The sequence below is a fragment of the Paenibacillus sp. Y412MC10 genome, from assembly GCF_000024685.1.
GTDB lineage: Bacteria > Bacillota > Bacilli > Paenibacillales > Paenibacillaceae > Paenibacillus_AQ > Paenibacillus_AQ lautus_A.
The window spans coordinates 6527558-6551012 of sequence record NC_013406.1 but is presented as its reverse complement, the minus strand read 5'-3'; the positions used below and the strand labels follow the sequence as shown (position 1 = coordinate 6551012).

17 protein-coding genes are annotated in these 23455 nt (G+C 54.6%); 13 read left to right on the top strand and 4 right to left on the bottom strand.

The features are described 5' to 3' along the window. Nucleotides 1-34: 34 nt before the first annotated feature. Nucleotides 35-1507, top strand: coding sequence for a S41 family peptidase (locus GYMC10_RS29005; protein ID WP_015737691.1), 1473 nt, complete (start codon nt 35-37; stop codon nt 1505-1507). A 92-nt stretch (nt 1508-1599) separates the two neighbouring features. Then, nucleotides 1600-2922, top strand: coding sequence for a PDZ domain-containing protein (locus GYMC10_RS29000; protein WP_015737690.1), 1323 nt, complete (start codon nt 1600-1602; stop codon nt 2920-2922). Between the two features lie 79 nt (nt 2923-3001). On the opposite strand, the gene GYMC10_RS28995 is transcribed toward GYMC10_RS29000, so the two are convergent. Both GYMC10_RS28995 and GYMC10_RS28990 read right to left on the bottom strand, forming a co-directional pair. Further along, nucleotides 3002-3652 (bottom strand): response regulator, encoded by a 651-nt coding sequence (locus GYMC10_RS28995; RefSeq protein ID WP_015737689.1) that lies wholly within the window; start codon nt 3650-3652, stop codon nt 3002-3004. A 46-nt stretch (nt 3653-3698) separates the two neighbouring features. After that, on the bottom strand, nt 3699-4859 hold the full coding sequence (locus GYMC10_RS28990) for a sensor histidine kinase (RefSeq protein ID WP_235201623.1): 1161 nt from the start codon (nt 4857-4859) through the stop codon (nt 3699-3701). 182 nt (nt 4860-5041) lie between these two features. On the opposite strand from GYMC10_RS28990, the gene GYMC10_RS28985 reads away from it, so the two are divergent. From GYMC10_RS28985 to GYMC10_RS28975, 3 genes are read left to right on the top strand one after another with little or no spacing between them, the layout of a single operon-like run. Then, nucleotides 5042-5989: an ABC transporter ATP-binding protein gene (locus tag GYMC10_RS28985; RefSeq protein ID WP_015737687.1), complete on the top strand. Its 948-nt coding sequence runs from the start codon at nt 5042-5044 to the stop codon at nt 5987-5989. 47 nt (nt 5990-6036) lie between these two features. Further along, nucleotides 6037-7218 carry an ABC transporter permease gene (locus tag GYMC10_RS28980; protein ID WP_015737686.1) on the top strand — a complete coding sequence of 394 codons (1182 nt, stop codon included), beginning with the start codon at nt 6037-6039 and terminating at the stop codon, nt 7216-7218. Then, nucleotides 7211-8374 (top strand): ABC transporter permease, encoded by a 1164-nt coding sequence (locus GYMC10_RS28975; protein WP_015737685.1) that lies wholly within the window; start codon nt 7211-7213, stop codon nt 8372-8374. Before GYMC10_RS28980 ends, GYMC10_RS28975 begins: the two co-directional genes overlap by 8 nt. 256 nt (nt 8375-8630) lie before the next feature. On the opposite strand, the gene GYMC10_RS28970 is transcribed toward GYMC10_RS28975, so the two are convergent. Then, complete coding sequence (locus tag GYMC10_RS28970; RefSeq protein WP_015737684.1) at nt 8631-9446, bottom strand: flagellar motor protein MotB; 816 nt, start codon at nt 9444-9446, stop codon at nt 8631-8633. Further along, nucleotides 9430-10224 carry a flagellar motor protein gene (locus GYMC10_RS28965; protein ID WP_015737683.1) on the bottom strand — a complete coding sequence of 265 codons (795 nt, stop codon included), beginning with the start codon at nt 10222-10224 and terminating at the stop codon, nt 9430-9432. The genes GYMC10_RS28970 and GYMC10_RS28965 overlap by 17 nt, the downstream gene beginning before the upstream one ends. Nucleotides 10225-10527: 303 nt before the next feature. On the opposite strand from GYMC10_RS28965, the gene uvrB reads away from it, so the two are divergent. The 8 genes from uvrB to GYMC10_RS28930 all read left to right on the top strand — a co-directional run bounded on the left by uvrB (nt 10528) and on the right by GYMC10_RS28930 (nt 23298). Beyond that, the gene (gene uvrB, locus GYMC10_RS28960; protein WP_015737682.1) at nt 10528-12519 is read left to right on the top strand and encodes an excinuclease ABC subunit UvrB; all 1992 of its coding nucleotides are present in this window, start codon (nt 10528-10530) and stop codon (nt 12517-12519) included. Between the two features lie 100 nt (nt 12520-12619). Beyond that, on the top strand, nt 12620-15487 hold the full coding sequence (uvrA, locus tag GYMC10_RS28955; protein WP_015737681.1) for an excinuclease ABC subunit UvrA: 2868 nt from the start codon (nt 12620-12622) through the stop codon (nt 15485-15487). A 53-nt stretch (nt 15488-15540) separates the two neighbouring features. Beyond that, nucleotides 15541-15705, top strand: a complete 165-nt coding sequence (locus GYMC10_RS32690; protein ID WP_187293005.1) for a hypothetical protein — start codon at nt 15541-15543, stop codon at nt 15703-15705. A 115-nt stretch (nt 15706-15820) separates the two neighbouring features. Further along, nucleotides 15821-17416 (top strand): S-layer homology domain-containing protein, encoded by a 1596-nt coding sequence (locus GYMC10_RS28950; protein WP_015737680.1) that lies wholly within the window; start codon nt 15821-15823, stop codon nt 17414-17416. A gap of 218 nt (nt 17417-17634) precedes the next feature. After that, nucleotides 17635-17844: a hypothetical protein gene (locus tag GYMC10_RS28945; RefSeq protein ID WP_009594213.1), complete on the top strand. Its 210-nt coding sequence runs from the start codon at nt 17635-17637 to the stop codon at nt 17842-17844. Between the two features lie 244 nt (nt 17845-18088). Then, a complete protein-coding gene (locus tag GYMC10_RS28940) occupies nt 18089-19165 on the top strand; it encodes a S1C family serine protease (protein ID WP_015737679.1) in 1077 nt (358 codons plus the stop codon). Then, entirely contained in the window at nt 19166-21097 is a 1932-nt protein-coding gene (locus tag GYMC10_RS28935) for a stalk domain-containing protein (protein WP_015737678.1), read from the top strand. Nucleotides 21098-21342: 245 nt separating this feature from the next. Next, nucleotides 21343-23298: a GTP-binding protein gene (locus GYMC10_RS28930; RefSeq protein WP_015737677.1), complete on the top strand. Its 1956-nt coding sequence runs from the start codon at nt 21343-21345 to the stop codon at nt 23296-23298. Nucleotides 23299-23455: the final 157 nt, after the last annotated feature.

Sequence of the window (23455 nt, the reverse complement as noted above, 5' to 3'; positions counted from 1 at the left end):
GTAGCAGTTGAAACGTACAAAGGCGGTGAAGTACTTGCTGAAAAAACGAACGGCTGTCTTTCTGGTCATCGCTGCCATGCTGTGCGGCGGACTGTTAACGATGGCTTTGACCCAGCTGCCTGCTCCAAGTCAGACCGGAGACGGCGGCGAGGGATTGCTGGCCAGCATCGCGAACAGGAATGGACTGGAGCAGTCTGAAGCGAAGAAACTGGGGACAGCGATTGACCTCATCGAAAGCAATTATTACAAGGATATCGATCGGTCGAAGCTGATCGACGGCGCCATCAACGGGATGATGGAAGCGCTGGAAGATCCGTATTCCAACTATATGGGCAAAGAAACGGCGGCCCAGTTTGAAGAAAGCATTGAGGGCTCCTTCACGGGGATTGGCGCGGAAGTGTCCTCCGTAGACGGCAGCGTCGTCGTTGTATCCCCGATCAAGGGATCGCCTGCGGATAAAGCCGGCATTCGGGCCAAGGATACCATCCTTTCCGTCAATGGCGAATCCTTGCAGGGCCTTGAGCTGAATGCGGCCGTTAACAAGATTCGCGGTCCGAAGGGCTCCAAGGCCGTCCTTCAGATCAAGCGGGCAGGATCCGAGCAGCCGATCGAGTATGTTATCGTTCGGGATGACGTCGATCTGGAAACCGTGTCGGCACGGATGGAGAAGGGCGGAATCGGCGTTATCGAGATTTCCCAATTCTCGCTGAATACGGGCGAACGCTTTAAGGAAGAGCTCAAGAAGCTGGAAAGCCAAGGCATGAAGGGACTGCTGATCGACGTCCGGAACAATCCCGGCGGCGTGCTGTCCGTTGTCATTGACATTGCAGAGCAGTTCGTGCCTAAAGGCGAGCTGATCGTTCAGGTCGAAGACAAGGATAAGAAGCGGGAGAAGCATCCTTCCAATGGCGTGGCGAAATCGTACCCGATTACGGTGCTGATGAACAAGGGCAGCGCCAGCGCTTCCGAGATTTTGGCAGGCGCCTTGCAGCAGTCCGCCGGAGCTACCCTGATGGGCGAGCACTCCTTCGGAAAAGGGACCGTGCAAACGAGCTTTGACAAGCAGTTTGGCGACGGAAGCCTGCTCAAGGTAACCATTGCCAAATGGCTGACGCCAAACGGTACCTGGATCCATGAGAAGGGAATCGAGCCGGATATTAAGGTGTCGCAGCCTGAATACTTTACCGTTGCGCCGATCGATAAGAAGAAAACCTATGCGTACGACACGAACAGCACGGATGTGAAGAACGCGCAGATTATGCTTGAAGCGGTTGGTTACGCGGCAGGACGCACGGATGGTTACTTCGACCGGAATACGGAGAAGGCGGTCAAGAGCTTCCAGAGCAAGCACAAGCTGAAAGCGGACGGCATCATTAACAGCGCTACAGCCGAGGCATTGGAAGCGGCATTGATCGAGAAGATTCAGGATCCGAAAGAGGATAACCAAATGAATCGCGGAATTGCCGAGGTTCGGAAGGAAATCGCCGCTAAGGCGTCGAACAAGTAAGAAGGCTGAACGTTAGCCTTCTTTTTTCTTTGGAGATATCAGAAAGCGTACACTTCGAAGCATCTTGGAACCGAAAGGAGCGTGGCAAGCCGTTGGAGACATTGAAACAACTGCTGATGTATGGGATAGATGCAGGCATACAACTGCTGACGCAGCCCTTTTATTATATTTCGATTTTGTTTGTCATGCTGTTTTACCGGAGGCAGGTATTGGTGGAGCGCAAGCTGTTCCATGTGAAGCTGCATTCCTGGGGATTGCAGACCTGGCGTACGTTTCTAGGGGGACTGGCGGCAGGCATCGGCGTGTCCATCGTGGTGGCCTTCTTGGGGATATCATTAAGCTTGGAAGCCATTATATGCATATGGGTGACTTCGCTGATCCTGATGCTGTTTCATATCCGGTACTTATGCTTTGCCTATTCCATCGGTCTGCTCGGGATCATTCAGTTTGTGTTGGGCTGGTTTCCGAATTGGCAGCCGGAAGGCTGGATTCATCAGGTAACGGCAACGATCCTTGGTTTGGACATTCCGGCCTTGCTGGCGTTGTCCGCCGTCCTGCATTTTGCGGAAGCTTTGCTGGTAAAGTTACAAGGGTCGGGATTTGCCACCCCGCTGTTTCTGGAGGGCAAGCGCGGCAAGCTTGTCGGCGGCTATCATATGCAGAGCTTCTGGCCCCTGCCGTTGTTCCTGCTCGTTCCGGCGGTTGGCGGGGGCAGCGTGCTGCCGTGGACACCGTTCTTTGGCGGCGATGCTTGGAGTACGGGCTTTACCATGATGGCCCTTCCGGTCGTGATCGGATTCGGAGAGATGACGCAGAGCATGCTCCCGCAGGAGAAGGCAGGGATCACGTCGAAGCGTCTCATATTCTATGGAGCGATTGTACTGGCGTTGAGCCTGCTGGCCGAGTGGTGGTCGCCGCTTACCATCGTAGCCGCATTAGCGGCGCTGCTGCTGCATGAGGGCTTGGTATGGTACAGCAGATACGAAGAACAGCAGCGCAGCCCGATGTTTGTGCATCCGGTACGTGGACTGCGAGTTCTCGCCGTGCTGCCGGACAGTCCGGCAAGCGAGCTCGGCATTTTGGCAGGGGAGACGATCCTCAAGGTGAACGGTAAGCTGATTCACAGCAAGGAGCAGCTGCACAGCGCCTTGCGACAGAATCCGGCCTTCTGCAAGCTGGAGGTTCAGAACCATCAAGGGGAGAGCAAATTTCTCCAGCGTGCGATCTACGCAGGGGATCATCATCAGCTGGGAGCTATCGTGGCGCCAGACCCGAGGGATGGCATTGCAGTGGGGTTGAAGCCGGTAAGCTTGATCACGCTGCTGGCGAATAAACTTCATATTCGCAGCAAGCGGGGGGCCTCCGGCAGCAAGACGTCCGGCGGTTCCGAAGAAGCCGGATTCCCTTCATCGTGATACGGCAAACGGGCCTTTGTCCAATATGGACAAGGGCCCGTTTTTTAGCTTCATGCCGTTATGTAATGGATAGGCAGGACTAGCCCTGCACCTTTTTTAAATAAAAGATAGCGATTTGCGTCCGATCCCGAAGATTCAGCTTGCCCAGAATTTCGGTGACGTAGTTTTTGACGGTGCCTTCGCTTAGGTAAAGCTGCGCGGCAATTTCCTTGTTGGACAGGCCCTCCGCGATAAGGGCGACGACCCTTTTCTCGGCAGGGGTGAGCCCGAACTGTTCCAGCTCAGCGGATCTCGGGACCGGCTGCGGGGTTGGACGAAGCATGCCGGTCAGCTTGCGGGCGATATCGGGATGTATCAGCATGTTACCGTCATGCACCGTTTTGATCCCCTGAATGATGCGATCGGGCGGAATGTTCTTCAGCAGATAACCGCTGGCCCCGTTCCGCAGCGCCTCCACGATATAATCATCGTCATCGAAGGTAGTCAGCATCAGCACCCGTACATCAGGGTATCGCTCACGAATACGCCGGGTTCCTTCCACGCCATCGCATACCGGCATCCGGATGTCCATGAGCACGACGTCGGCATGAAGTCCGTCCATCAATAACGATAGAGCCTCCTCCCCGTGTTCCGCGACAGCCGATACTTCGATATCCGGATCCATCCCCACCAACAGTTTCAAGCTTTCCCGAATGAACGGGTCATCATCTGCAATCAATACGGATATCATGGATAGCCACGATCCTTTCTAAGTTAGGGTGCTGCCGTCATGTCAGTTACATAATCTCGCGCTTCCGGTAGACAGGCAGCCGGGTGATGACGGTAAAAGGCACGGATTTTCTGACCTCCAGCGCTCCTCCCACCACCTTGGTTCGTTCGAGCATGCCGCTTATCCCGATGCCATGACGGTCTGCCGCAGCGATCGGCTTCGCCTCCTCTTGGACCATGCCATCGTTGGAGACCTCCATTCGAACTTCCTCGTCTCCGTACTGGAGAAAAATTTGGACCTGCTTGGCCTCGCCGTGGCGTATGGCGTTGGTGATGGCTTCGCGGGCATTTTTGTATAACACCACCTGTTGGCTCGGATAAAGCGGATAAGGAATTCCCTGCAGCACAAGCTCGGTCTCGATTCCGGTCTCCCTGCCGGTCTCCTCCAGCAGCCGATCCAGGGAATAATCGTCCGTGATCCGCCTGGACGGATTCATCTGTTTCACGGCGGTCCGCATCTGCTCCATGCTCTCCCCCAGCTGGTCGCGGATTTGATGGAGCATATCCATGCCCCGGGCGGTATCCTGCGGCACGATATGAAGAGCGGCTTCCATCATCATTTTGACGCGAATCAGCCGATGGCCGATATCGTCATGCAGCTGGCGGGAGATGCGGTTACGCTCCTCGGCCTGCGCCGCGCTTTCCACCTGATGGGCGAACTGCAGCAGCTGCCTGCCTGCTTCGTCCTGCTGGAAATGCAGTCTTTTAAGCTCATCGTATAAATGAATGTGATCCAATTCCTTCTGGTTCATTTCATGGATGCGGTGGAATGTGACCGCCAAGAACAGAAACAGCAGATTGGCCGTCGTATGCAGTAGCGCATCGTAATCGGTAATCGCGATGTTGAGCAGCGCAAGGTGACCGAATGCCAGCCACAGCTTGCCAGGCCGCTCGAACAAGGGCAGATAGACGCATAGGGAGGATAAGGACAGGAATACCATCATGAAGCCGTATTGGTGGCATAGCCATAGGGACAACGGGATTTCCAGCAGTATGGCTGCTTTCCGGTAAGCAGGCGAAGGCAGGAAGCGGCTCAGCACCGCAATCGCCAGAAAAAGCAGGAAGTACACCATATACTCCCCGTAATCGTCGAGCTGCTGCAAAAAGATGTCCGCTGCGGCGGGCAGGAGAATGAGGCCGTACCTGAGATAGGCAAGTGGAGATGTCACGTGCGATCCAACCCTTTTCCATTGTAAAGTCAAACCGTTCAAACGATTGGCTTCATTATAGCACATGGATGTTTTCGGCAAGGAGATGACTTTCGTCACCCTATAAGGTGACTTCCTCTACCTCAAAAATCCGGCGATTCCAGATAAAATGTAATCAACAGATGGATACGAGGGAAATGGAGATGATGATGATGACGGTCTTTCTGGAGATGAAGGATGTCGTAAAACGATATGGAAGCAAGCTGTCGGTGGATCATATGAACCTGGAAGTGCACGAAGGCGAGATTTTTGGATTATTGGGACCGAACGGAGCGGGCAAGAGCACGTCCATCAATATGATCTGCGGCCTTCTGGCGAAGGATCAGGGCATCATCAAAATAGACGGTATCTCCATCGAGGAGCAGCCGCTGGAAGTGAAACGGAGAATTGGGCTGGTGCCTCAGGATCTGGCGCTGTACGAAGAGATGTCGGCCTGGGACAATGTCGCTTTTTTTGCCAAATTGTACGGCCTGCGCGGCCATCTGCTGAAGGAACGGGTGGAGGAGGCGCTGGCGTTTGTCGGCCTGCAGGATCGGGCAAAAGAAAGGCCGTCCACCTTCTCCGGAGGAATGAAACGAAGACTGAATATTGCCTGCTCGATTACGCATCGTCCAAAGCTGATTATTATGGATGAGCCGACGGTGGGGATTGATCCGCAGTCCCGGAATCATATCCTGGAATCGGTGAAGACGTTGAACCGCATGGGTTCTACCGTTATTTATACAAGTCATTACATGGAGGAAGTTGCCGCGATCAGCGACCGGGTGGCCATCATGGATCAGGGTCATGTTATCGCCTGCGGGACGCAGCAGGAGCTTCGGGCACGCGTGGCGCATGAGGAAAAAATCATTCTTACTGCAGATGGGATCACACCGGATCTGGTGGAGGAACTGACCATTCACCCGCGCGTTAGGCGCGTCGCGCAGAATGATAACGAGGTCGAAGTCTATGTACCGTCAGCTCAGGATGAGCTGCAGGATATCCTCTTTATCTGCAGTAAACACCATACGACGCTTCGCTCCCTGCAGTGCGAGGAGCCGGGGCTTGAAACGCTGTTTCTCAGCCTGACCGGGCGAACGCTTCGCGATTGATCATAACCGACACGAGCAGAGGGATCCATGAAGGAGGAATATCGAAGATGAATACGATGATTATCGCCTGGTTCGAGCTGAAGCGGATGGCCACCAGCCGATCGGTGCTGATCAACCAATTTTTGCTGCCGCTGATCCTTATTTTCATATTGGGAAATGCGCTGTCGGGCTGGTTTGGCAATGATCAGGAATTTAAACAGCCATCGGTCCGAGTGGGATTGGTGTTGGATGCCGAGGCTGGAGGACAGCTGCCGGGGAGCATGCAGGCGTTGACCGGCTTGCCGCAGATTCAGGACCTACTGGAACCTGAGGTGGTATCCAGCCGCGAAGAAGCCGAAGAAAAGCTGCGCCGGGGCGAGGTCGATTACGCGGTGGTGGTTCCTGCTTCCTTTGATGAACGAATGAGCCAGGGAGCGGACGTGAAGCTTGAGCTGCTACCTGGAAGAGACCGTGAACTAAACCTCGTGGCAGACACTGTCTTCAAGACCTTTATCGCAGATGCGAATCACAAACAGGCGGAGGTAGTCGTTATGGGCGGAGACCAAGTTCTTGCGGCTCAAGCGGCAGCGCCTGTCGATGCGTCGGACGGACCCAACGTTACGATCGGGCAGCTGAGCGAGAAAGGAGCGACGTACTCCGCAGCCCAATATTACGCAGCCTCCATGCTGATCATGTTCTTGCTGTATTCCGGTCTGATGGCCAGCAGCAGCCTGCTGGGCGAGCGGGAAAGCCGGACCCTGTATCGCTTGCAAAGCGCGCCCGTTAACCCCGGAACCGTGTTTGCCGGAAAAATTATCGGATGCAGCCTGATCACGCTGGCACAGGCAGCCGCTATCGTCCTAGGATCCATGTGGCTGTACGGCGTCAAATGGGGGCCGCACCCCTTGCTGCTCATCATAGTCTGCGTATTAATCACGTTATCGTCCATGACCATAGCCACGTTCATAACCCTGGTCTCCTCAACGGCAGCAGGAGCCAGAGGGCTGATGCAGGCGATCATTATCGCCATGACGTTTGTCAGCGGAGGGTTCATGCCGCTGCCGGTGGAGTTCTTCCAGAAGCTCGGCGCCTTCACCGTCAACCATTGGGCAATGCAGAGCATGCTGCGGATGATGCTGGACAGCGACGTGCATTTGATTGTCACTTGCGTGGGCATGCTGGCGGCCATTACCGCGGCCCTGTCGGCTGCAGCCATGATTACGTACAGGAAGGTGGGATACCATGCATAGCTTAACCATTGCCTGGCATATGGTGAGACGCACGCTGGGACGAAAAAGAGGCTGGATCGTCTATCTGTTGGTTCCTTGCGTGGTCGTTACCTTGACGGTGTTTCTTCTGGGGCAGACCACGGCCGCGAGCATTCTGGTCTCTTACGTGAACGAGGATGAGGGACCTGCAGGGCGGTACTTGATGAATGAACTGGAGCGAAGCGGCCAATACGTGCTCAAGGAGTCCGGGTCCGAGAATATGCTAAGGGAAGACCTGGTGGAGAATAAAAGCACGGTGGGCGTTTATATTCCGCAGGGGTTCAGCGACGGATTAATAGAAGGCCAACGGCCGGTGGTTAAAATATACGAAGTCTCCACCTCGGAGGCCTCGGTAATGATCCGAATGACGGCGGACTCCGCGGTTACGCGCCTGAGCGGTACGGCTGCCTTGATCCGGGAAACCTCGGAGCCGGACGCGGATCGTATGCTGGCGCTGCAAGAGGTGCTCAAGCAATCCGCCCTGAATCGGGTGGACACCGAAGTCACGGATTTGAATCTGTATGCGAAGCCGGGGCTCTCGAACGTAACGGGATTTACTCTGATGTTCATGATGACCCTTATCTCCAGCGTGGTGTCGATGATGATTGATGACCGCAGGCAGCGAACGCTGTCCCGCATGTATACGGCGCCGGTGCGTGCCTATCAGATCGCTTTAGGTAATTTTCTGGGCAGCCTGGTGGTAGGCTCGCTGCAGGTGATCATCGTGCTCGTGCTCAGCCGGTATGTCCTTCGCTACGATTACGGAGTTCCGTTCATGCTGCATTTCCTTATTCTGATGGCCTTCATGCTCGTATCGTTAGGCGTGGCAAGCACGGTCGCCGGGCTGATCCGGAATGGGCAAAATGCGGCCATGATCAATTCCATGATTGTCACGCCGACCTGCATGCTGGGCGGGTGCTTCTGGCCGCTTGCCATCATGCCGGAATTCATGCAGAAGATCGCCAATTTCATCCCGCAAAAATGGGCCATTGAGGCGGTGGAGACCGCGGCTACGGGCGGCACGTTATCCGATATCGCACTGCCGCTGGCCGTGCTGGGCCTGATGGCGGTCATTCTGCTGGCCGTCGGTTCCGCTGTCCTGCGGCCGAGCGAGAGCGGGGTTGGGCACGGCGCTTAAATTATTCGCTCCAGGAGTTCCTACGTAATAAAAATCTTGAAGATTCGACCGGAAGTTGCATATCCTGGTGCCGTATCGTGAGGCCCAGGTTTGTTATTAGTGATCCAACCATTGTTTATATATGCAAAAGCGCCCGGCCAGATCTGAATCCATGCCGATTCAGTCTGCCGGGCGCTTATTCGGTTTATGCGGATGTGTTACGATTTCCTTCAACGCAAAGCATGGAAGTACATGGGCCGGTCATTGCGGCAATTGCCTACTCCTTCAGCTGCCGTAACACCGTGATTTCAACCCGGCGGTTCTTCTGCTTGCCTTCGGCGGTCGCGTTGTCCGCGGCCGGCCTCGTATCGGCATAGCCTGCATACTGGAAGCCTGCCGGGTCCAGCTTGCTGTGCTCGAGGAAGAATCGCAGCACCGACATCGCTCGGGCGCCGGAAAGCTCCCAGTTGTCCTTATAGCTGGAGTAGCGGCCGATCGGCACGTTGTCTGTATGCCCCTCGATGCTCACCGTGGTGTTTAAATCGCCGAACAGGCTGGCTAATTTGCCCAGAACCGGAGCGGCGCCAGGTTTAAGCTCGGCCTTGCCGACATCGAACAGGAAGCGGTCGCTTAACGTAATGGCAATCCCCTGCGGCTCGTCCGAGATGAAGATGTCCTCTTCGAGCTGGTTATCCTTCACGTATTGCTGAATGAGCCCCATAAAGTTCGCCAGCTCTTCCTCCTGGGCACGGAAAGCGAGCTCGCGCTCCGTTAGGGGTTCCTGCCCGTTATCCTTGTCCTCGCCCTCCTCATCGGCAGCAGGCTTCGGCGGAGGATTCTTATGGTTCTCCGTGTCGGCAGTGCCGGTAATCCCCGAGCCCATCTCCAGGATGCTGTCCCCGCTCTGGAAGGTGGCCTGGAGAGATTGGGTGACGAGCTTGTATTTTTCCGTGTCGAGCCGGCTCATGGCATACATCACAACAAAAAAGATCAGAAGCAGCGTAATCAGGTCGGCATAAGTGATCATCCAGCGGTCGCGCTGTTCGCCTTCGGCCTGCTTGCGCTGACGCCGCCGTCTATTCGGCTGTCTCATGCGCGATCCCCCTTGAGGACGGAATGTCCGTGTTGCCTGCGGAAGCGAAGGAGGCGAGCTTTTTGCGAACCAACAGCGGGTGCTCTCCGTTCTGAACGGCCATGATTCCTTCGAGCAGCAGCTCCATTTTTACAATTTCTTCTTCGGAACGTGCTTTAATCTTGGACGCAATGGGCAAAAAGATAATATTGGCACTTGCGACGCCGTATAAAGTGGCGGTAAACGCGACAGCGATGGACGGGCCGAGACCGGTCGGGTCCTGCAGGCTGCCCAGCACGTGGATCAATCCCATGACGGTACCGATGATCCCCATGGTAGGGGCATAGCCCCCGGCGGACTCGAAAATTTTGGCATAGCCTTCGTGCTTCTGCTCGGCGGCATTAATATCGAGCTCCAGGATTTGACGCACCATTTCCGGGTCGTTGCCGTCCACGACCATCTGCATGCCTTCCCGCAGGAACGGATCCTCGTGTTCGGCCGAGATGCGCTCGAGCGCCAGCACCCCGTCTCTTCTGGCCGTTACCGACATGTCGACGATGGCATCGATCAGCTCGTCCGTCGAACGGTTGCTGCGGCCGAAGGCCAGCTTGAGCGCAGCGGGGATCGTGCGGAGCCGGGTGGCGGGGAAACTGACGATGACGGCGGCGAAGGTCCCGCCGAATACGATGAGCGCAGCCGCGCCTTGCAGCAGGCCGCTCAGATGCCCGCCTTCCCATAAAAACCCTCCGATCAACGCGGCCAGACCGGCGAGAATGCCAAGAATAATCGTAATATCCATAACGCTGTATCATCTCCTTAAGGAAGTTAATTAAGATCATCGGCTCGTATGTTGCCCGTTCGACATGAACGCTGAAGGCTCCCGAAGTCGTGGAAGCCGTGGACTTAAACATTTGCCCTGGAACTTATTGAAATTTTCATTAAACTGTTTGCATCAAAAAAACGTAAAGGGTATAATGAGACGGGAACAAATATTCTTATTCCTTACGCAGACACCACTAATTTCCCATAGTATATCATCGGGAAGTTTCGACATATCTTTTAGCATGAATTTCATTTTAGAGTATGAGGGTGATGAAGGGCAATGAGCGATTTAGTTGTCAGTACCAAATCCTTTGAGATCCAGTCTGAATTCCAGCCGCAGGGCGATCAGCCCACGGCTATTGATGCGTTGGTCGAAGGACTCCGCCAAGGGAAAAAACATCAGACGCTGCTAGGTGCAACAGGAACGGGTAAGACGTTTACGATCGCGCAGACAATCGCCAAGGTAAACCGTCCCACACTCGTCATCGCGCATAACAAGACGCTGGCTGCGCAGCTGGCCAGCGAGTTTAAGGAATTCTTCCCGAACAACTCGGTGGATTATTTCGTGAGTTATTACGATTACTATCAGCCGGAAGCCTACATTCCTTCCTCTGATACGTATATCGAGAAGGATTCCAGCATTAATGAAGAGATCGATAAGCTTCGCCACTCCGCCACGAGCTCGCTGTTCGAACGGCGCGACGTCATCATCGTGGCGAGCGTATCCTGCATATACGGTTTGGGTTCGCCGCACGAGTACGGGGAAATGCTGCTTTCGCTCCGGGTGGGCATGGAGAAGCCTCGCAACGAGATTCTGTCGCGGCTGGTCGATATCCAATACCAGCGGAACGATATCAACTTCGTGCGCGGCACGTTCCGCGTGCGCGGGGATGTCGTCGAGATTTTCCCGGCCTCGAAGGGAGAGCATGCCGTCCGCGTCGAGCTGTTCGGCGACGAGATCGAACGGATCACGGAGATCGACGTTTTGACGGGCGAGCTGGTCGGGGAACGCGAGCATATCGCCATTTTCCCGGCGTCTCACTTCGTCACCCGCGAAGAGACGATGCGGGTAGCGCTCGTGAATATCGAACGCGAACTGGAAGAGCGCCTTGAACTGCTGCGCTCGGAAGGCAAGCTGCTGGAGGCTCAGCGGCTGGAGCAGCGCACCCGTTACGACATCGAGATGATGAAGGAAGTCGGATTCTGCTCCGGGATCGAGAACTATTCGGGTCCCCTGACCTTCAGGGAGCCTGGGGCTACGCCATATACGCTTCTCGATTACTTCCCGGACGACATGCTGTTCGTCATTGACGAGTCGCACGTTACGCTGCCGCAAATCCGCGCGATGTACAACGGTGACCGGGCACGTAAAACGGTGCTGGTTGATCATGGCTTCCGCTTGCCGTCCGCGCTCGATAACCGGCCGCTGAAGTTCGAGGAATTCGAGGAGAAGGTGAACCAGATCATCTATGTATCGGCCACGCCGGGACCGTATGAGATGGAGCACTGCGATACGATGGTCGAACAGATCATCCGGCCGACAGGCCTGCTCGATCCGATCATCGACGTGCGCCCGACCGAAGGGCAGATCGATGACTTGATCGGCGAGATCCATGACCGTGTGGACCGGGACGAGCGCGTGCTAGTGACCACGCTCACGAAGAAAATGGCCGAGGATCTGACCGATTACCTGAAGGAAATCGGAATCAAGGTCCGTTACATGCACTCCGATATCAAGACGCTGGAGCGGATGCAGATCCTGCGCGATCTGCGGCTTGGTACATTCCACGTGCTGGTGGGTATTAACCTTCTACGGGAGGGTCTTGACCTGCCGGAGGTTTCCCTCGTAGCGATTCTGGATGCGGACAAGGAAGGTTTCCTGCGTTCCGACCGCTCGCTCATCCAGACGATCGGACGGGCGGCCCGGAACTCGGAAGGCAAGGTTATCATGTACGGCGACAAGATCACCGATTCGATGGATCGGGCGATCAAGGAAACCGAGCGCCGCCGCAGCATCCAGGTTGCTTACAACGAGGAGCACGGCATCACGCCGCAGACGATCCGCAAGAAGGTACGCGATGTCATCGAAGCGACAAAGGTCGCCGAGGGCAAGGCGGATTACCTGGTGGGCGAAGGACAGAAGATGTCGAAGAAAGAGCGTCAGAAGCTGATCCAGCGCCTCGAGGCCGAGATGAAGGAAGCGGCGAAGAATTTGCAATTCGAGCGTGCGGCCGAGCTTCGTGACGCGCTGCTGGAACTGCAGGTCGAGTAATATGGAGAGACGAATGACAAGGGGGACGGCCTATGCGGTCGTTCTCTTTGTGAAATATAAGCACCACATGCATGCCATATGGAGTAGGAGATGATATCGTTTGGCCAGTGAAAAAATTGTGATCAAAGGCGCCCGCGCACACAATCTGAAAAATATCGACGTCACGATACCGCGTGACAAGTTTGTCGTTCTGACGGGGCTTAGCGGCTCGGGCAAATCCTCCCTCGCATTCGATACGATTTATGCCGAGGGTCAGCGCCGTTACGTGGAATCCTTGTCCGCTTATGCGCGCCAGTTCCTCGGACAGATGGAGAAGCCGGATGTCGATTCCATTGAAGGCCTGTCGCCGGCGATATCGATTGACCAGAAAACCACGAGCCGCAATCCGCGCTCGACGGTAGGCACCGTGACGGAAATTTACGATTATTTGCGTCTGCTGTTCGCCCGGGTCGGACACCCGCACTGTCCGGACCATGGGGTGGAAATTACCTCCCAGACGGTCGAGCAGATGGTAGACCGCATCATGCAGTATCCCGAGAAGACGAGGCTGCAAATTCTCGCGCCGGTCATTTCCGGCCGCAAGGGCGAGCACAAGAACCTGTTTGCCGACATTGCGAAGCAGGGCTTCGTTCGGGTGCGCGTCGATGGGGAGCTTCGCGATCTGTCGGAGAACATCGAGCTCGAGAAGAATAAAAAGCATACGATCGAGGTGGTTGTGGACCGGATCGTGGTTAAAGAAGATATCGAGGCCCGCCTCGCCGATTCGATCGAGACGGCACTGAACCTGTCAGGCGGCCAGCTCCTGGTCGATATCATGGGTCAGGAGGAGCTGCGGTTCAGCTCCAACTTTGCCTGTCCGATCTGCGGCTTCAGCATGGAAGAGCTGACGCCGAGAATGTTCTCCTTCAATACGCCTTTCGGTGCTTGCCCGGATTGCGACGGTTTGGGCGTGGAGATGATCGTGGATCCAGAGCTGCTTGTGCCAGATATGAGCAAAAGCGTCGAGGAAGGCGCCTTTGCCGCATGGAGCGGGGGCACATCCACGTATTATCCGCAGTTTCTGAAATCGGTCTGCGCGCATTTCGGCATTCCGCTGGACAAGCCGGTCAGTACCTTTAGCCAGGAACAGATGAATAAACTGTTGTACGGCACGGGCAAAGAGAAGGTTCACTTCCGTTATGAGAATGACTTCGGTCAGCGGAAGGAAGCGCACGTCACCTTCGAAGGCATCATTCCCAATCTGGAACGCCGCTACCGCGATACGAACTCCGAGGGTATCCGCGAATACATCGAAGGCTATATGAGCAGCAAGCCGTGCGATGTATGCAAAGGCCATCGTCTCCGCAAGGAAAGCTTGGCCGTTACGATCAATGATCGCAACATGGCCTATGTTACCAGCTTGTCGATCGGAGAGTCCCTGAAATTCTTCGATCATCTGGAGCTTAGCGAAAAAGAAAAACAGATTGCCAATCTCATTCTGAAGGAGATTCACAGCCGCCTGGGCTTCCTGGTTAATGTCGGGCTGGATTACCTGACCCTCAGCCGTTCGGCGGGAACGCTGTCCGGCGGAGAAGCGCAGCGGATCCGGTTAGCCACTCAGATCGGATCGAGCCTCATGGGCGTGCTGTACATTCTGGACGAGCCGAGCATCGGGCTGCATCAGCGGGATAACGACCGCCTGATCTCCACGCTGGAGCATATGCGGAATTTGGGCAATACGCTGATTGTGGTCGAGCATGACGAAGACACGATGATGGCCGCGGACTATATCATCGACATCGGCCCGGGCGCAGGCATTCATGGCGGCCAGGTCATTGCGGAAGGAACGCCGAAGGAGATTATGAACGACCCCAACTCGCTGACGGGCCAATACCTGAGCGGCCGTAAGTTCATTCCGGTCAGCAGCAAGCGCCGCAAGACCGATGGACGCTGGCTGGAGATTAAGGGCGCGAAGGAAAACAATCTGAAAAATATTAACGTGAAAATTCCGATTGGCGTGTTCACGGCAGTAACGGGCGTGTCCGGATCCGGCAAGTCGACGCTGGTCAACGAGATCCTGTACAAGACGCTCGCTCGGGATTTGAACAGGGCGAAGGTACGTCCGGGACAATACCGTGAAATGAAAGGTCTGGAGCACATCGAGAAGGTCATCGACATCGACCAATCTCCGATCGGCCGTACGCCGCGTTCCAACCCTGCAACCTATACAGGCGTCTTCGACGATATCCGGGATATCTATTCCCAGACGAATGAAGCGAAGATTCGCGGATACAAGAAGGGCCGTTTCAGCTTTAACGTGAAGGGCGGACGCTGCGAGGCCTGCCGCGGAGACGGCATTATCAAGATTGAGATGCACTTCCTGCCGGATATCTACGTGCCTTGCGAAGTGTGCAAGGGCAAGCGTTACAACCGCGAAACGCTGGAAGTCAAATATAAAGGCAAGAACATTGCCGAAGTCCTGGAGATGACGGTGGAGAATGCAACGGAGTTCTTCCAGAACATTCCGAAAATTCACCGCAAGATGCAGACGCTGATGGATGTGGGCCTGGGCTACATTACGCTGGGTCAGCCTGCCACCACGCTGTCCGGCGGCGAGGCGCAGCGCGTGAAGCTGGCTTCCGAGCTGTACCGCCGCAGCACAGGCAAAACGATGTATATCCTGGATGAGCCGACCACCGGCCTGCACGTGGACGATATCGATCGTCTGCTCGTCGTGCTTCACCGCCTGGTGGAATCCGGGGAGTCCGTCCTCGTCATCGAGCATAATCTCGATGTCATTAAGACCGCGGATTATCTGATCGACCTGGGTCCGGAGGGCGGCAGCGGCGGCGGTACCATTATCGCTACGGGAACGCCTGAGGATCTGGTCAAGGTGCCTGAGTCTTACACAGGCAAATATCTGAAGCCGATTCTGGAACGCGATACGAAGCGAACCGAGGAATTGAACAAGGTGGAAGCAGCCCGCTAATAAACGTCAGCGGACGTGAATCTGTTCCTTGTCGGCATGGGAATTGCCTAGCCATGGAATGGCGCATTGCCATTTTCAATGCCGGTATCGGTATAAAAATGAGAGGAGTCCCTGGCGGAATTGCCAGGGGCTCTTTTTTTGTGATGGTCGACAGCCATCGAAGCATGCCCCGGACCACGAGCCCTGCGGACAGGGAGTGGTGCGAGCAAGTCATTTAGAGAAACCTTCAAGGAATGCACCTATGTCCGGTGTTATTTTCATGCTATCCTCCAATATCCTCGCATTCCAGGATATGGTATGATCTTGGTGATTTCGATAAAACGGAGGGATTGTATGAAGAGGATCACCTGTTCCATTCTGATCGTTTTGGCAGCAAGTGCTTTATACATAAACTCAACCGACGGTGTACAGGCAGAGGTAGGGATACCCGTTTCGGATCGCGTGCAGGCAGAGATGGGGGTATCCGTTTCGGGTGTGAAACACTTCGATGCACAGGAAGCCCTTACCCGATTAAATAAAGGGTTCCTTCCCCTAGACGGACAGGGGGAGTCTAGCTCGACAGAGGCTATAAGCCGGCAGGATTTTGTCATATTCATCGTCCATACGTTAAACCTGAATGCGGATAGTCCTCCGGAAGTCATTACCTTTAAGGATGTGCCTAAGGATCATTTTGCCTTCACCGCAATCGAAGCTGCGGTTCAGGAAGGGCTGGTAAAAGGGGTCGGCAACGGGAGATTCGGGCTTGGATTGCCGCTGACGCGCCAGGATATGGCGATGCTGTATCAAAGAGCTCTGCGAGGGATTTCCGATAAGATCGGATCCGGCGCGGAACCTTCTCAGCAGAATTTACAGGAGGGGTCCTCCAGCAATGATGCCAAGGAAGCTATGGCACTGGCCTTGGAATTAGGACTGTTTCGCGAATCCAGCATTGACGGTTTGGACCCCAAGGGTATCGTCACTAGGGAAGAAGCTGTCTGGGCTACAGCCAAATGGCTGGAATCCGTGGCGTCAATCGATTTGAATGCTGACGTTGGCGAAACGGAAACACCGCCGAAAAGCCCTCTTCCGGTCATTCATGGCGTCGTTGCTACTTCATCGGGATCAACCTCGGCAACTCCTGTTCATTCCGGACCAACGCAAGCTCCGACAGAGACGGGACCTTCAGCTACCGTATCGGAGGCTTTGCCAACAACGGCACCATCAGCTCCGAATGATCTGAGGTTCCACAATGTGAAGGGGCAGGCTCAATTAACCTGGACGCATCAGCAGGGCGTAACCTACAATATTTATTCCAGCGGACAATCGGGAGCGGGGTATGCCTTATTAGCTGAGGGATCGAATGTGGACGCAGGTTCTTATGCCATATCGGATGTACGTTTTCAAGAGCCTTCTTACTATGTGATCGAGGCTGTGAACAGCTTCGGCAAGAGCGGTTACTCTAACGAAGTTTCGAGCCGCCCGAATAAAGTGTCGGGCCTTCAGGCCATCCTAAATGAGGAAGATGAATCCATTGCTTTAACCTGGTCAGATGCACAGGAAGGCGTAACCTATCATGTATACTACACAGGACCCGACGGAGCTGGGGCACGTTTGAACGATGAACCGTTAGAGAGTCCGGCCTATCTCATTCCGAATCTCCATATGCTGGCAGGTCTGCCCGGCCGGTATACGATCCATGTGGTCGCAGTGAACGAATGGCATATCCGCAGCGAACCGTCCAACGAGGTGGCTTTGGATGTCAGAAAGGACCCCGTGGATCGGATCACGATCATGGATCCTTCCGTGGCTTTGCCAAGCGAGGATCTGGCGGAGGAGACGGTAACCGAGCAGGAGTCGGCTCCAGAGGAACAAAAGGATCAGGAGGATCAGGAGGATCAGGAGGAGTATGAGGATCCCATTCTCGATCCCACCCGGGTACCTCTTGGATAACGGAACAACCTGTGTTAGGCTCCATTTCGTAGGCTTGATCTAGTCCCTGCCATGATGAAAGTCATGCTAATGTCTGACAATTTGGTTAAAAATGAGAAATTTCTATGACTTTTTTTCATTTTTAGGGGCGGAGGGCTTGCATCTGGACGGGCACATGGATAACATAGAAGAAGATATGTAAATTTGCCCGAGAAGAAACCCACGAGGAGGTACGTTTCATGATCCTTGCAGCAGCATCGGATGCGACCGCGACATTTAAGACATTTGATATTTTCATGATTTTGTTTACGATTCTGATCTTTGTTGGCGTGGTTCGCCTGTTGATGGCCCGTCAAAAAAATAAATTCGCAATCGCTTTCGGTCTCGTCAGCTTATTTGTGTTCTTGTATTCTGACTATGCCATGATTACAGGATGGTTTAACAATTAGGTAGGCGTGATGCACGCTATTAAAGCGGCTTCATGACGAATGGAATGAAATACATACAAACAAGACGCCCTTCTGCTACCAGCAGTGTGAAGGCGTCTTTTTGTTTCTTCGAGGGCAAGTTACACGATCCGCAGGAAAAACGTAAAAGAAATAGGTCTATCAGCAATGGTTACAAATGGAAAAACATGATAAATTGAGGAGTACAAGTTGGGTAGAGGATGGAACCGGGGGAGGAACATACCAATTGAAAAACGTACAATGGCAAAAAAGATCCGCGGCCATGCTGCTGGGGACCGTCATTTTGGCAGGAAGCAGCGGCATGCTCACACAGGCAGAGGTTGCGGATGCAGCAAGCGCAAAGCCTAAGAATACATATGAGCAGAACGAAGTGCCTCAAGTCATCAGCCGGATGTCGCCGTCGGTGGTCGGCATTATCGGGAAGGCCGCTCAAGGAAGCGGCGAAGTGGACGACAGATACAACCTGGCGCATGGCACAGGAGTCATCTGGAAGTCGGACGGCTGGATCGTGACGAACGCCCATGTGGTGGACGGGCTTACCGGAATCACGGTCGTGACCGCAGACGGCAAATCCTATAAAGCCAAGGGCGTATACAGCGATCCCAAGAGCGATATTGCGTTGGTCAAAATCAATGCCAAGTCCCTGAAGCCGGCCAAATTTGCGGCAACAGCGCAGCATGCGCTGGTCGGGGAAACGGTTGTTGCCATTGGCACGCCGATCTCGTTCTCGTTGCGAAACTCGGCCTCGGTGGGCGTGGTAAGCGGGCTAAACCGGAGCGTAGACGGCTCTTATCGCCTGATTCAGACCGATACCGCCATTAACCCGGGCAACAGCGGGGGTCCGCTCGTCAACTTGAATGGCGAGGTCATCGGGATCAACAGCAAGAAGTTCGCCGCCGTCGGCATTGAAAATATGGGCTTCTCCATACCTGCGGAAACGGTCCGCTATGTTGTGGGCCATTTATTGAAATACGGCGAGGTTATTAGAGCCGGACTCGGATTGGAGCTGGAGGAAAGCTGGTCCGCCATCGTGGGTCTCCCTTCGGACGATCCGTTGACCGTTACGAAGGTGTTGTCCGAGCAGGCTAAGCAGGCCGGCATTCAAGAGGATGACGTATTATATGCGATTAACGGCAAGCGCATTTATTCCGTTGTTGATATCAATGAACGGTTAAAGCCTTATATACCTGGTCAGCGGGTTCAGCTGTTAATGCAGCGGGATGGGGATATCGTGAACGTAAAACTGACGCTCAGCCAGGACGGTAACGGAGCTGCTTCGTCAAGCGTTGGGGAGGCCGAGTAAATGGACAAGAGAGAAAGAACGGAAACTAGCCGGCGCTTGCGGCAGGTGACAGCCGGAACCTTATCGGCGCTGATGTTATTTACGACGTTGTCGCTTCCCGTATGGGGAGATGAAGCGGTTGTGCCGGAGAAGCGTATACTGACCGTGCAAAACGGCAGCAGCACAGCTTCGGTCAATGGCACTTCCTACACGATTGCCAAGCCGCAGCTGAAGCATGGCGTATTGATGGTACCGCTGGGCGTATTCAAGAAAGCGTTTGGCAGCGAGATCAGGCTGGAGGGCGAGAACCGGATACGTCTGCTGCAAGGGCCGCATACGGTCGTGCTCGTCATGGACAACAAGACGGCATGGATCGACGGGAAAAAGGTGCAGCTGCCGGTAGAACCGACCATGGTGTCCGGTACGCTGATGGTGCCGCTGCGCCCGGTTGCGGCGGGAATCGGCGCCAAGGTAAGCTCCTCCCAGGGCAAGCTGGCCATCAGCCTCATGGTCACGGATAAGGAAGAGAAGCAGGACGAGGGCGAAATCAACAATACAACCGGGAAGACCCGAATCGGGAACAGCTATTATGAATGGAGTTTGAATTATCCCTCCTGGATGATGGTTGGAAGAGGCACGGACGATGAGAGCGGTTCGGCTTTCAATGATGCTACGGGCCGCTATTACCTGGAGGTGCATGCATCCTCCCACAAGGTGAAGCTGAGTCCAGATGATCTGCTGGAACGGCTCCTGAAGGAAGTGGGCGACTCCGGAGACGTTGTGCTTCACCAAGAGACGGTCACAAGCGCAGCGGTTCCGTATGCCAGAGTGGTCTCCCGCGATGTCGACGGCGTCTTGTGGGAAGGTCGGCAGTACTATGCCAACGACCGCGTCTATGAACTGTATTTTGCCGATGCCGAAGCGGTTCACTATAAAGATATGGACCAACACGCGAGCTTGCTGGGCTCTTTCAGAACGGCCTATCGGGCAGGAGACAAATCGGTAAAAGACGTATCCTCCATCGTGGATGGGTTCCGCGAGGCAGGAAACGAAGAATACGGCATATGGTTCAGCATTCCGGCAGGCTGGGAAATCAACAACAAGGATATGTTATACGGCAGCGAAGGAGAGGGCTATCTGTCCGTCTCGGTGACATCCGCTCCGAAGGGGGCCGATGGTGCCCTCGCCGCTTGGGGGCAGCGCCTTAAAGACTGGCTGGCCGAATCCTTTGTCGAGGAATCGTACGAATACATCGGACTTACGCCTGTGGAGATTTCCGGCGTCAAAGGGCAGATTCAAGAGGTACGCTACAACTTCGGGAATAAATGGATAACGGAATATGAAGTGATGGTCCAGAAGAACGGCTACCGCTATTATCTGGAGTATGCGATACCGGATGGGCAGGAACGGACGGCTTCCAACTGGAAAAAGGTTCTCGAATCGATCGAGATCGATTACGATGTGGTACCGGCGAATTTCGGCCGCATCGGCGAAGAGGGCTACCTGACCGATAAAACCCAGATGAGAAGCAAAAGCTCCGAGACGTACCGTTATCATATCGATATTCCAAGGTACTGGGAGCCGCTGAACGATCAGTTCGAGCAGGGAATCGTGGAGTACGGCTTTGCCGGGGGCGGCTTTGAAATTACCGCCCAAAAGGATACAGCAGCCGAAGTCATCATCAGCAATCTGAAACGGTATTATAACGAGGCCAGCGCAGCTTCGACGGTGAAATTGCTGGGCGTCGATAAGATCACGTTTGCCGGCGTGCCTGCGGTGTCGTTCAAGGTGCATCAGGTGAAGAACGGCGTTGGTTATACGACCGAGGAGATCGTCTTTGAAAGCGGGGATATCGCGTACACGATCATGACCACGCTGAATGATGCCAATGCAACGGAAGTGCAGCAAGCGGCGCTGGCGCGTACGCTCTCCTCGTTTGAGCTCGTGAAATAACCCGCAGAATGGAATTATGAACTCACATCATATGGAATAAAGCGAATGTTTGATAACACCTATAGCTGTCCTGCTGCACTCATGGTGCGGATGGGCAGCTATTTTGGTTTAGGCAGCGGAATGACGGGCCCTCATCCGAATAATGTAGAACATATGTGCCGATCAGGGAGCCTGATATGTTAAAATTAAAAAGTGAGAGCAAATGGATCATTCATGAAACCGGCTTACAGAAGAGGGATAAGCTGATGAAAAAAACGATAGGCATGTTCGCCCACGTGGATGCGGGCAAGACCACGCTGGCGGAGCAGTTGTTATATACGACCCATACGATTCAGGAGCGCGGCCGGGTGGATCACCAGAGCGCATATCTTGATCGTCATGACATTGAAAAAGAACGGGGCATTACCGTATTTGCCGATCAGGCGACCATGCATTTTAACGGTTCCACGTATTATTTAATCGATACGCCGGGTCACGTCGACTTCTCGCCGGAAATGGAGCGGGCCATACAAGTCATGGATGCCGCCGTTGTCGTCATCAGCGCCGTGGAAGGTGTCGAGGGGCATACGGAGACGGTATGGCAGTTACTGCGCAAGCATGGCGTGCCGTCGTTCCTGTTTATCAATAAAATCGACCGGGTAGGCGCAGACGTGCCGCGCGTGCTGGCGGAGATTCGCAGCGAGCTTGCCGAAGACGTCTGTTGGATCACCGAGGAGGATGTGCTGCAGGAAGGCCTGATGCAGTCTTCGCTCATTGAGTTTATTGCGGAGCGGAACGAGAAGCTGCTGGAGCTCTATATGGGAGAGGGATATGAGGCTTCGCGGTGGCTGGATGCGATGACCGCAATGGTGCGGAAGGGGGAGCTGTTTCCGTGCTTCAGCGGATCCGCCCTGCAGAACGTGGGCGTAACCCATTTCATGCATCAGTTGGATCTGCTGACGGTAACGGATTACGATCCCGAGGCGGCATTTGCCGGGAGGGCTTATAAGATTCGCCATGATGAACAGGGCGCCCGGCTGACCTATATCAAGGCCACTGGCGGCACGCTGCAGGTGCGGGATGAAATCACGTATGTCTCCGGAACGGAGACGATCACGGAAAAGGTGACGCATATCCGCTTGATCAATGGGGGACGGGCAACCCCTGTTGACCGTGTGCATGCGGGCGACCTGTTTGCGGTTACCGGCATTTCCGCTGCTGCGGCAGGAGTCGGGATGGGGGATCTTAGCGGCCGGACGGTATACGAGCTGGTGCCGACGCTGAAGTCCAAGGTGCAATTCGAGTCCTCGATTCATCCCAAGGATATGCTGCGCTGCTTCCGGCTGCTGGATGCGGAAGATCCTTCCCTGTCCGTGCAGTGGGACGAGCCGGCACAGGCGATTCATATTCATGTGATGGGCATCATTCAGCTTGAAGTGCTGGAACGAATCGTGTTTGAGCGGTTCGGTTACCGCATTGCGTTCGGCGAGCCGGAGATTTTATATAAAGAGACCATAACGGAGGCTGTTGTGGGAAGCGGCCATTTTGAACCGCTGAAGCATTACGCGGAGGTGCACCTCCGGCTGGAGCCGGGAGAGCGGAACAGCGGAATCTTGTTTGCCAATGCGTGCCATCCGGATATGCTGCCGGTTAATTATCAGCATCTGGTTGCCCAGCATGTTGGCGAGAGGGATCATCATGGGCTGCTTACAGGTTCGCCGGTCACTGATATGAAAATTACCCTGCTGAAGGGACGGGCGCACAACAAGCATACGCATGGCGGCGATTTCAGGGAAGCCACGTATCGCGCTTTGCGACAGGGGCTGGAGAAAACAACCAGTCTGCTGTTGGAGCCATACTATCATTTCAAGGTAAAGGTGGATGCCGAGTTTATCGGACGGTTAATGTCGGATTTGACCCAGGCCAAAGCAAGCTTCGATCCTCCGGAAACGGTCGGAGACAAGGTGACGGTCACGGGATCGGCACCCGTATCCACCATGATGAAATATGGAATGGAATTAGCTGCGTACACCAAAGGAAGAGGTACGATATCGCTGGTATACGGCGGATATGACCGGTGCCATAACGAGGCAGAGGTCATCGAACGCAAAGGATACGACAAGAACGCAGACCCGGAATACAGCTCCTCTTCGATATTCTGCGCCAAGCGCAGCGGTTATGCGGTGCCTTGGGATGAAGCGGATCGCCACATGCATGTGTGATGCGGTGTAATGTGAAAGCGAATAGACGGTTAAGGGGTTAGGCAAGAGGTTCGCGGTTGTAAGGGAGACGATGGATTCAATAAGGTGTGATTGAAAATAGCTGTGGGATTCATGTATGTACATGCTGGTTCATGAAGAGGGTCTTCTCGAAAAGAAC

Excerpts from the sequence above, each read along its gene's own strand:
- GYMC10_RS28995 (WP_015737689.1), bottom strand. The coding sequence starts at position 3,652 with ATGATATCCGTATTGATTGCAGATGATGACCCGTTCATTCGGGAAAGC.
- GYMC10_RS28985 (WP_015737687.1), top strand. The coding sequence starts at position 5,042 with ATGATGATGATGACGGTCTTTCTGGAGATGAAGGATGTCGTAAAACGA.
- GYMC10_RS28980 (WP_015737686.1), top strand. The coding sequence starts at position 6,037 with ATGAATACGATGATTATCGCCTGGTTCGAGCTGAAGCGGATGGCCACC.
- GYMC10_RS28975 (WP_015737685.1), top strand. The coding sequence starts at position 7,211 with ATGCATAGCTTAACCATTGCCTGGCATATGGTGAGACGCACGCTGGGA.
- GYMC10_RS28970 (WP_015737684.1), bottom strand. The coding sequence starts at position 9,446 with ATGAGACAGCCGAATAGACGGCGGCGTCAGCGCAAGCAGGCCGAAGGC.
- GYMC10_RS28965 (WP_015737683.1), bottom strand. The coding sequence starts at position 10,224 with ATGGATATTACGATTATTCTTGGCATTCTCGCCGGTCTGGCCGCGTTG.
- uvrB (WP_015737682.1), top strand. The coding sequence starts at position 10,528 with ATGAGCGATTTAGTTGTCAGTACCAAATCCTTTGAGATCCAGTCTGAA.
- GYMC10_RS32690 (WP_187293005.1), top strand. The coding sequence starts at position 15,541 with ATGGAATGGCGCATTGCCATTTTCAATGCCGGTATCGGTATAAAAATG.
- GYMC10_RS28950 (WP_015737680.1), top strand. The coding sequence starts at position 15,821 with ATGAAGAGGATCACCTGTTCCATTCTGATCGTTTTGGCAGCAAGTGCT.
- GYMC10_RS28945 (WP_009594213.1), top strand. The coding sequence starts at position 17,635 with ATGATCCTTGCAGCAGCATCGGATGCGACCGCGACATTTAAGACATTT.
- GYMC10_RS28935 (WP_015737678.1), top strand. The coding sequence starts at position 19,166 with ATGGACAAGAGAGAAAGAACGGAAACTAGCCGGCGCTTGCGGCAGGTG.
- GYMC10_RS28930 (WP_015737677.1), top strand. The coding sequence starts at position 21,343 with ATGAAAAAAACGATAGGCATGTTCGCCCACGTGGATGCGGGCAAGACC.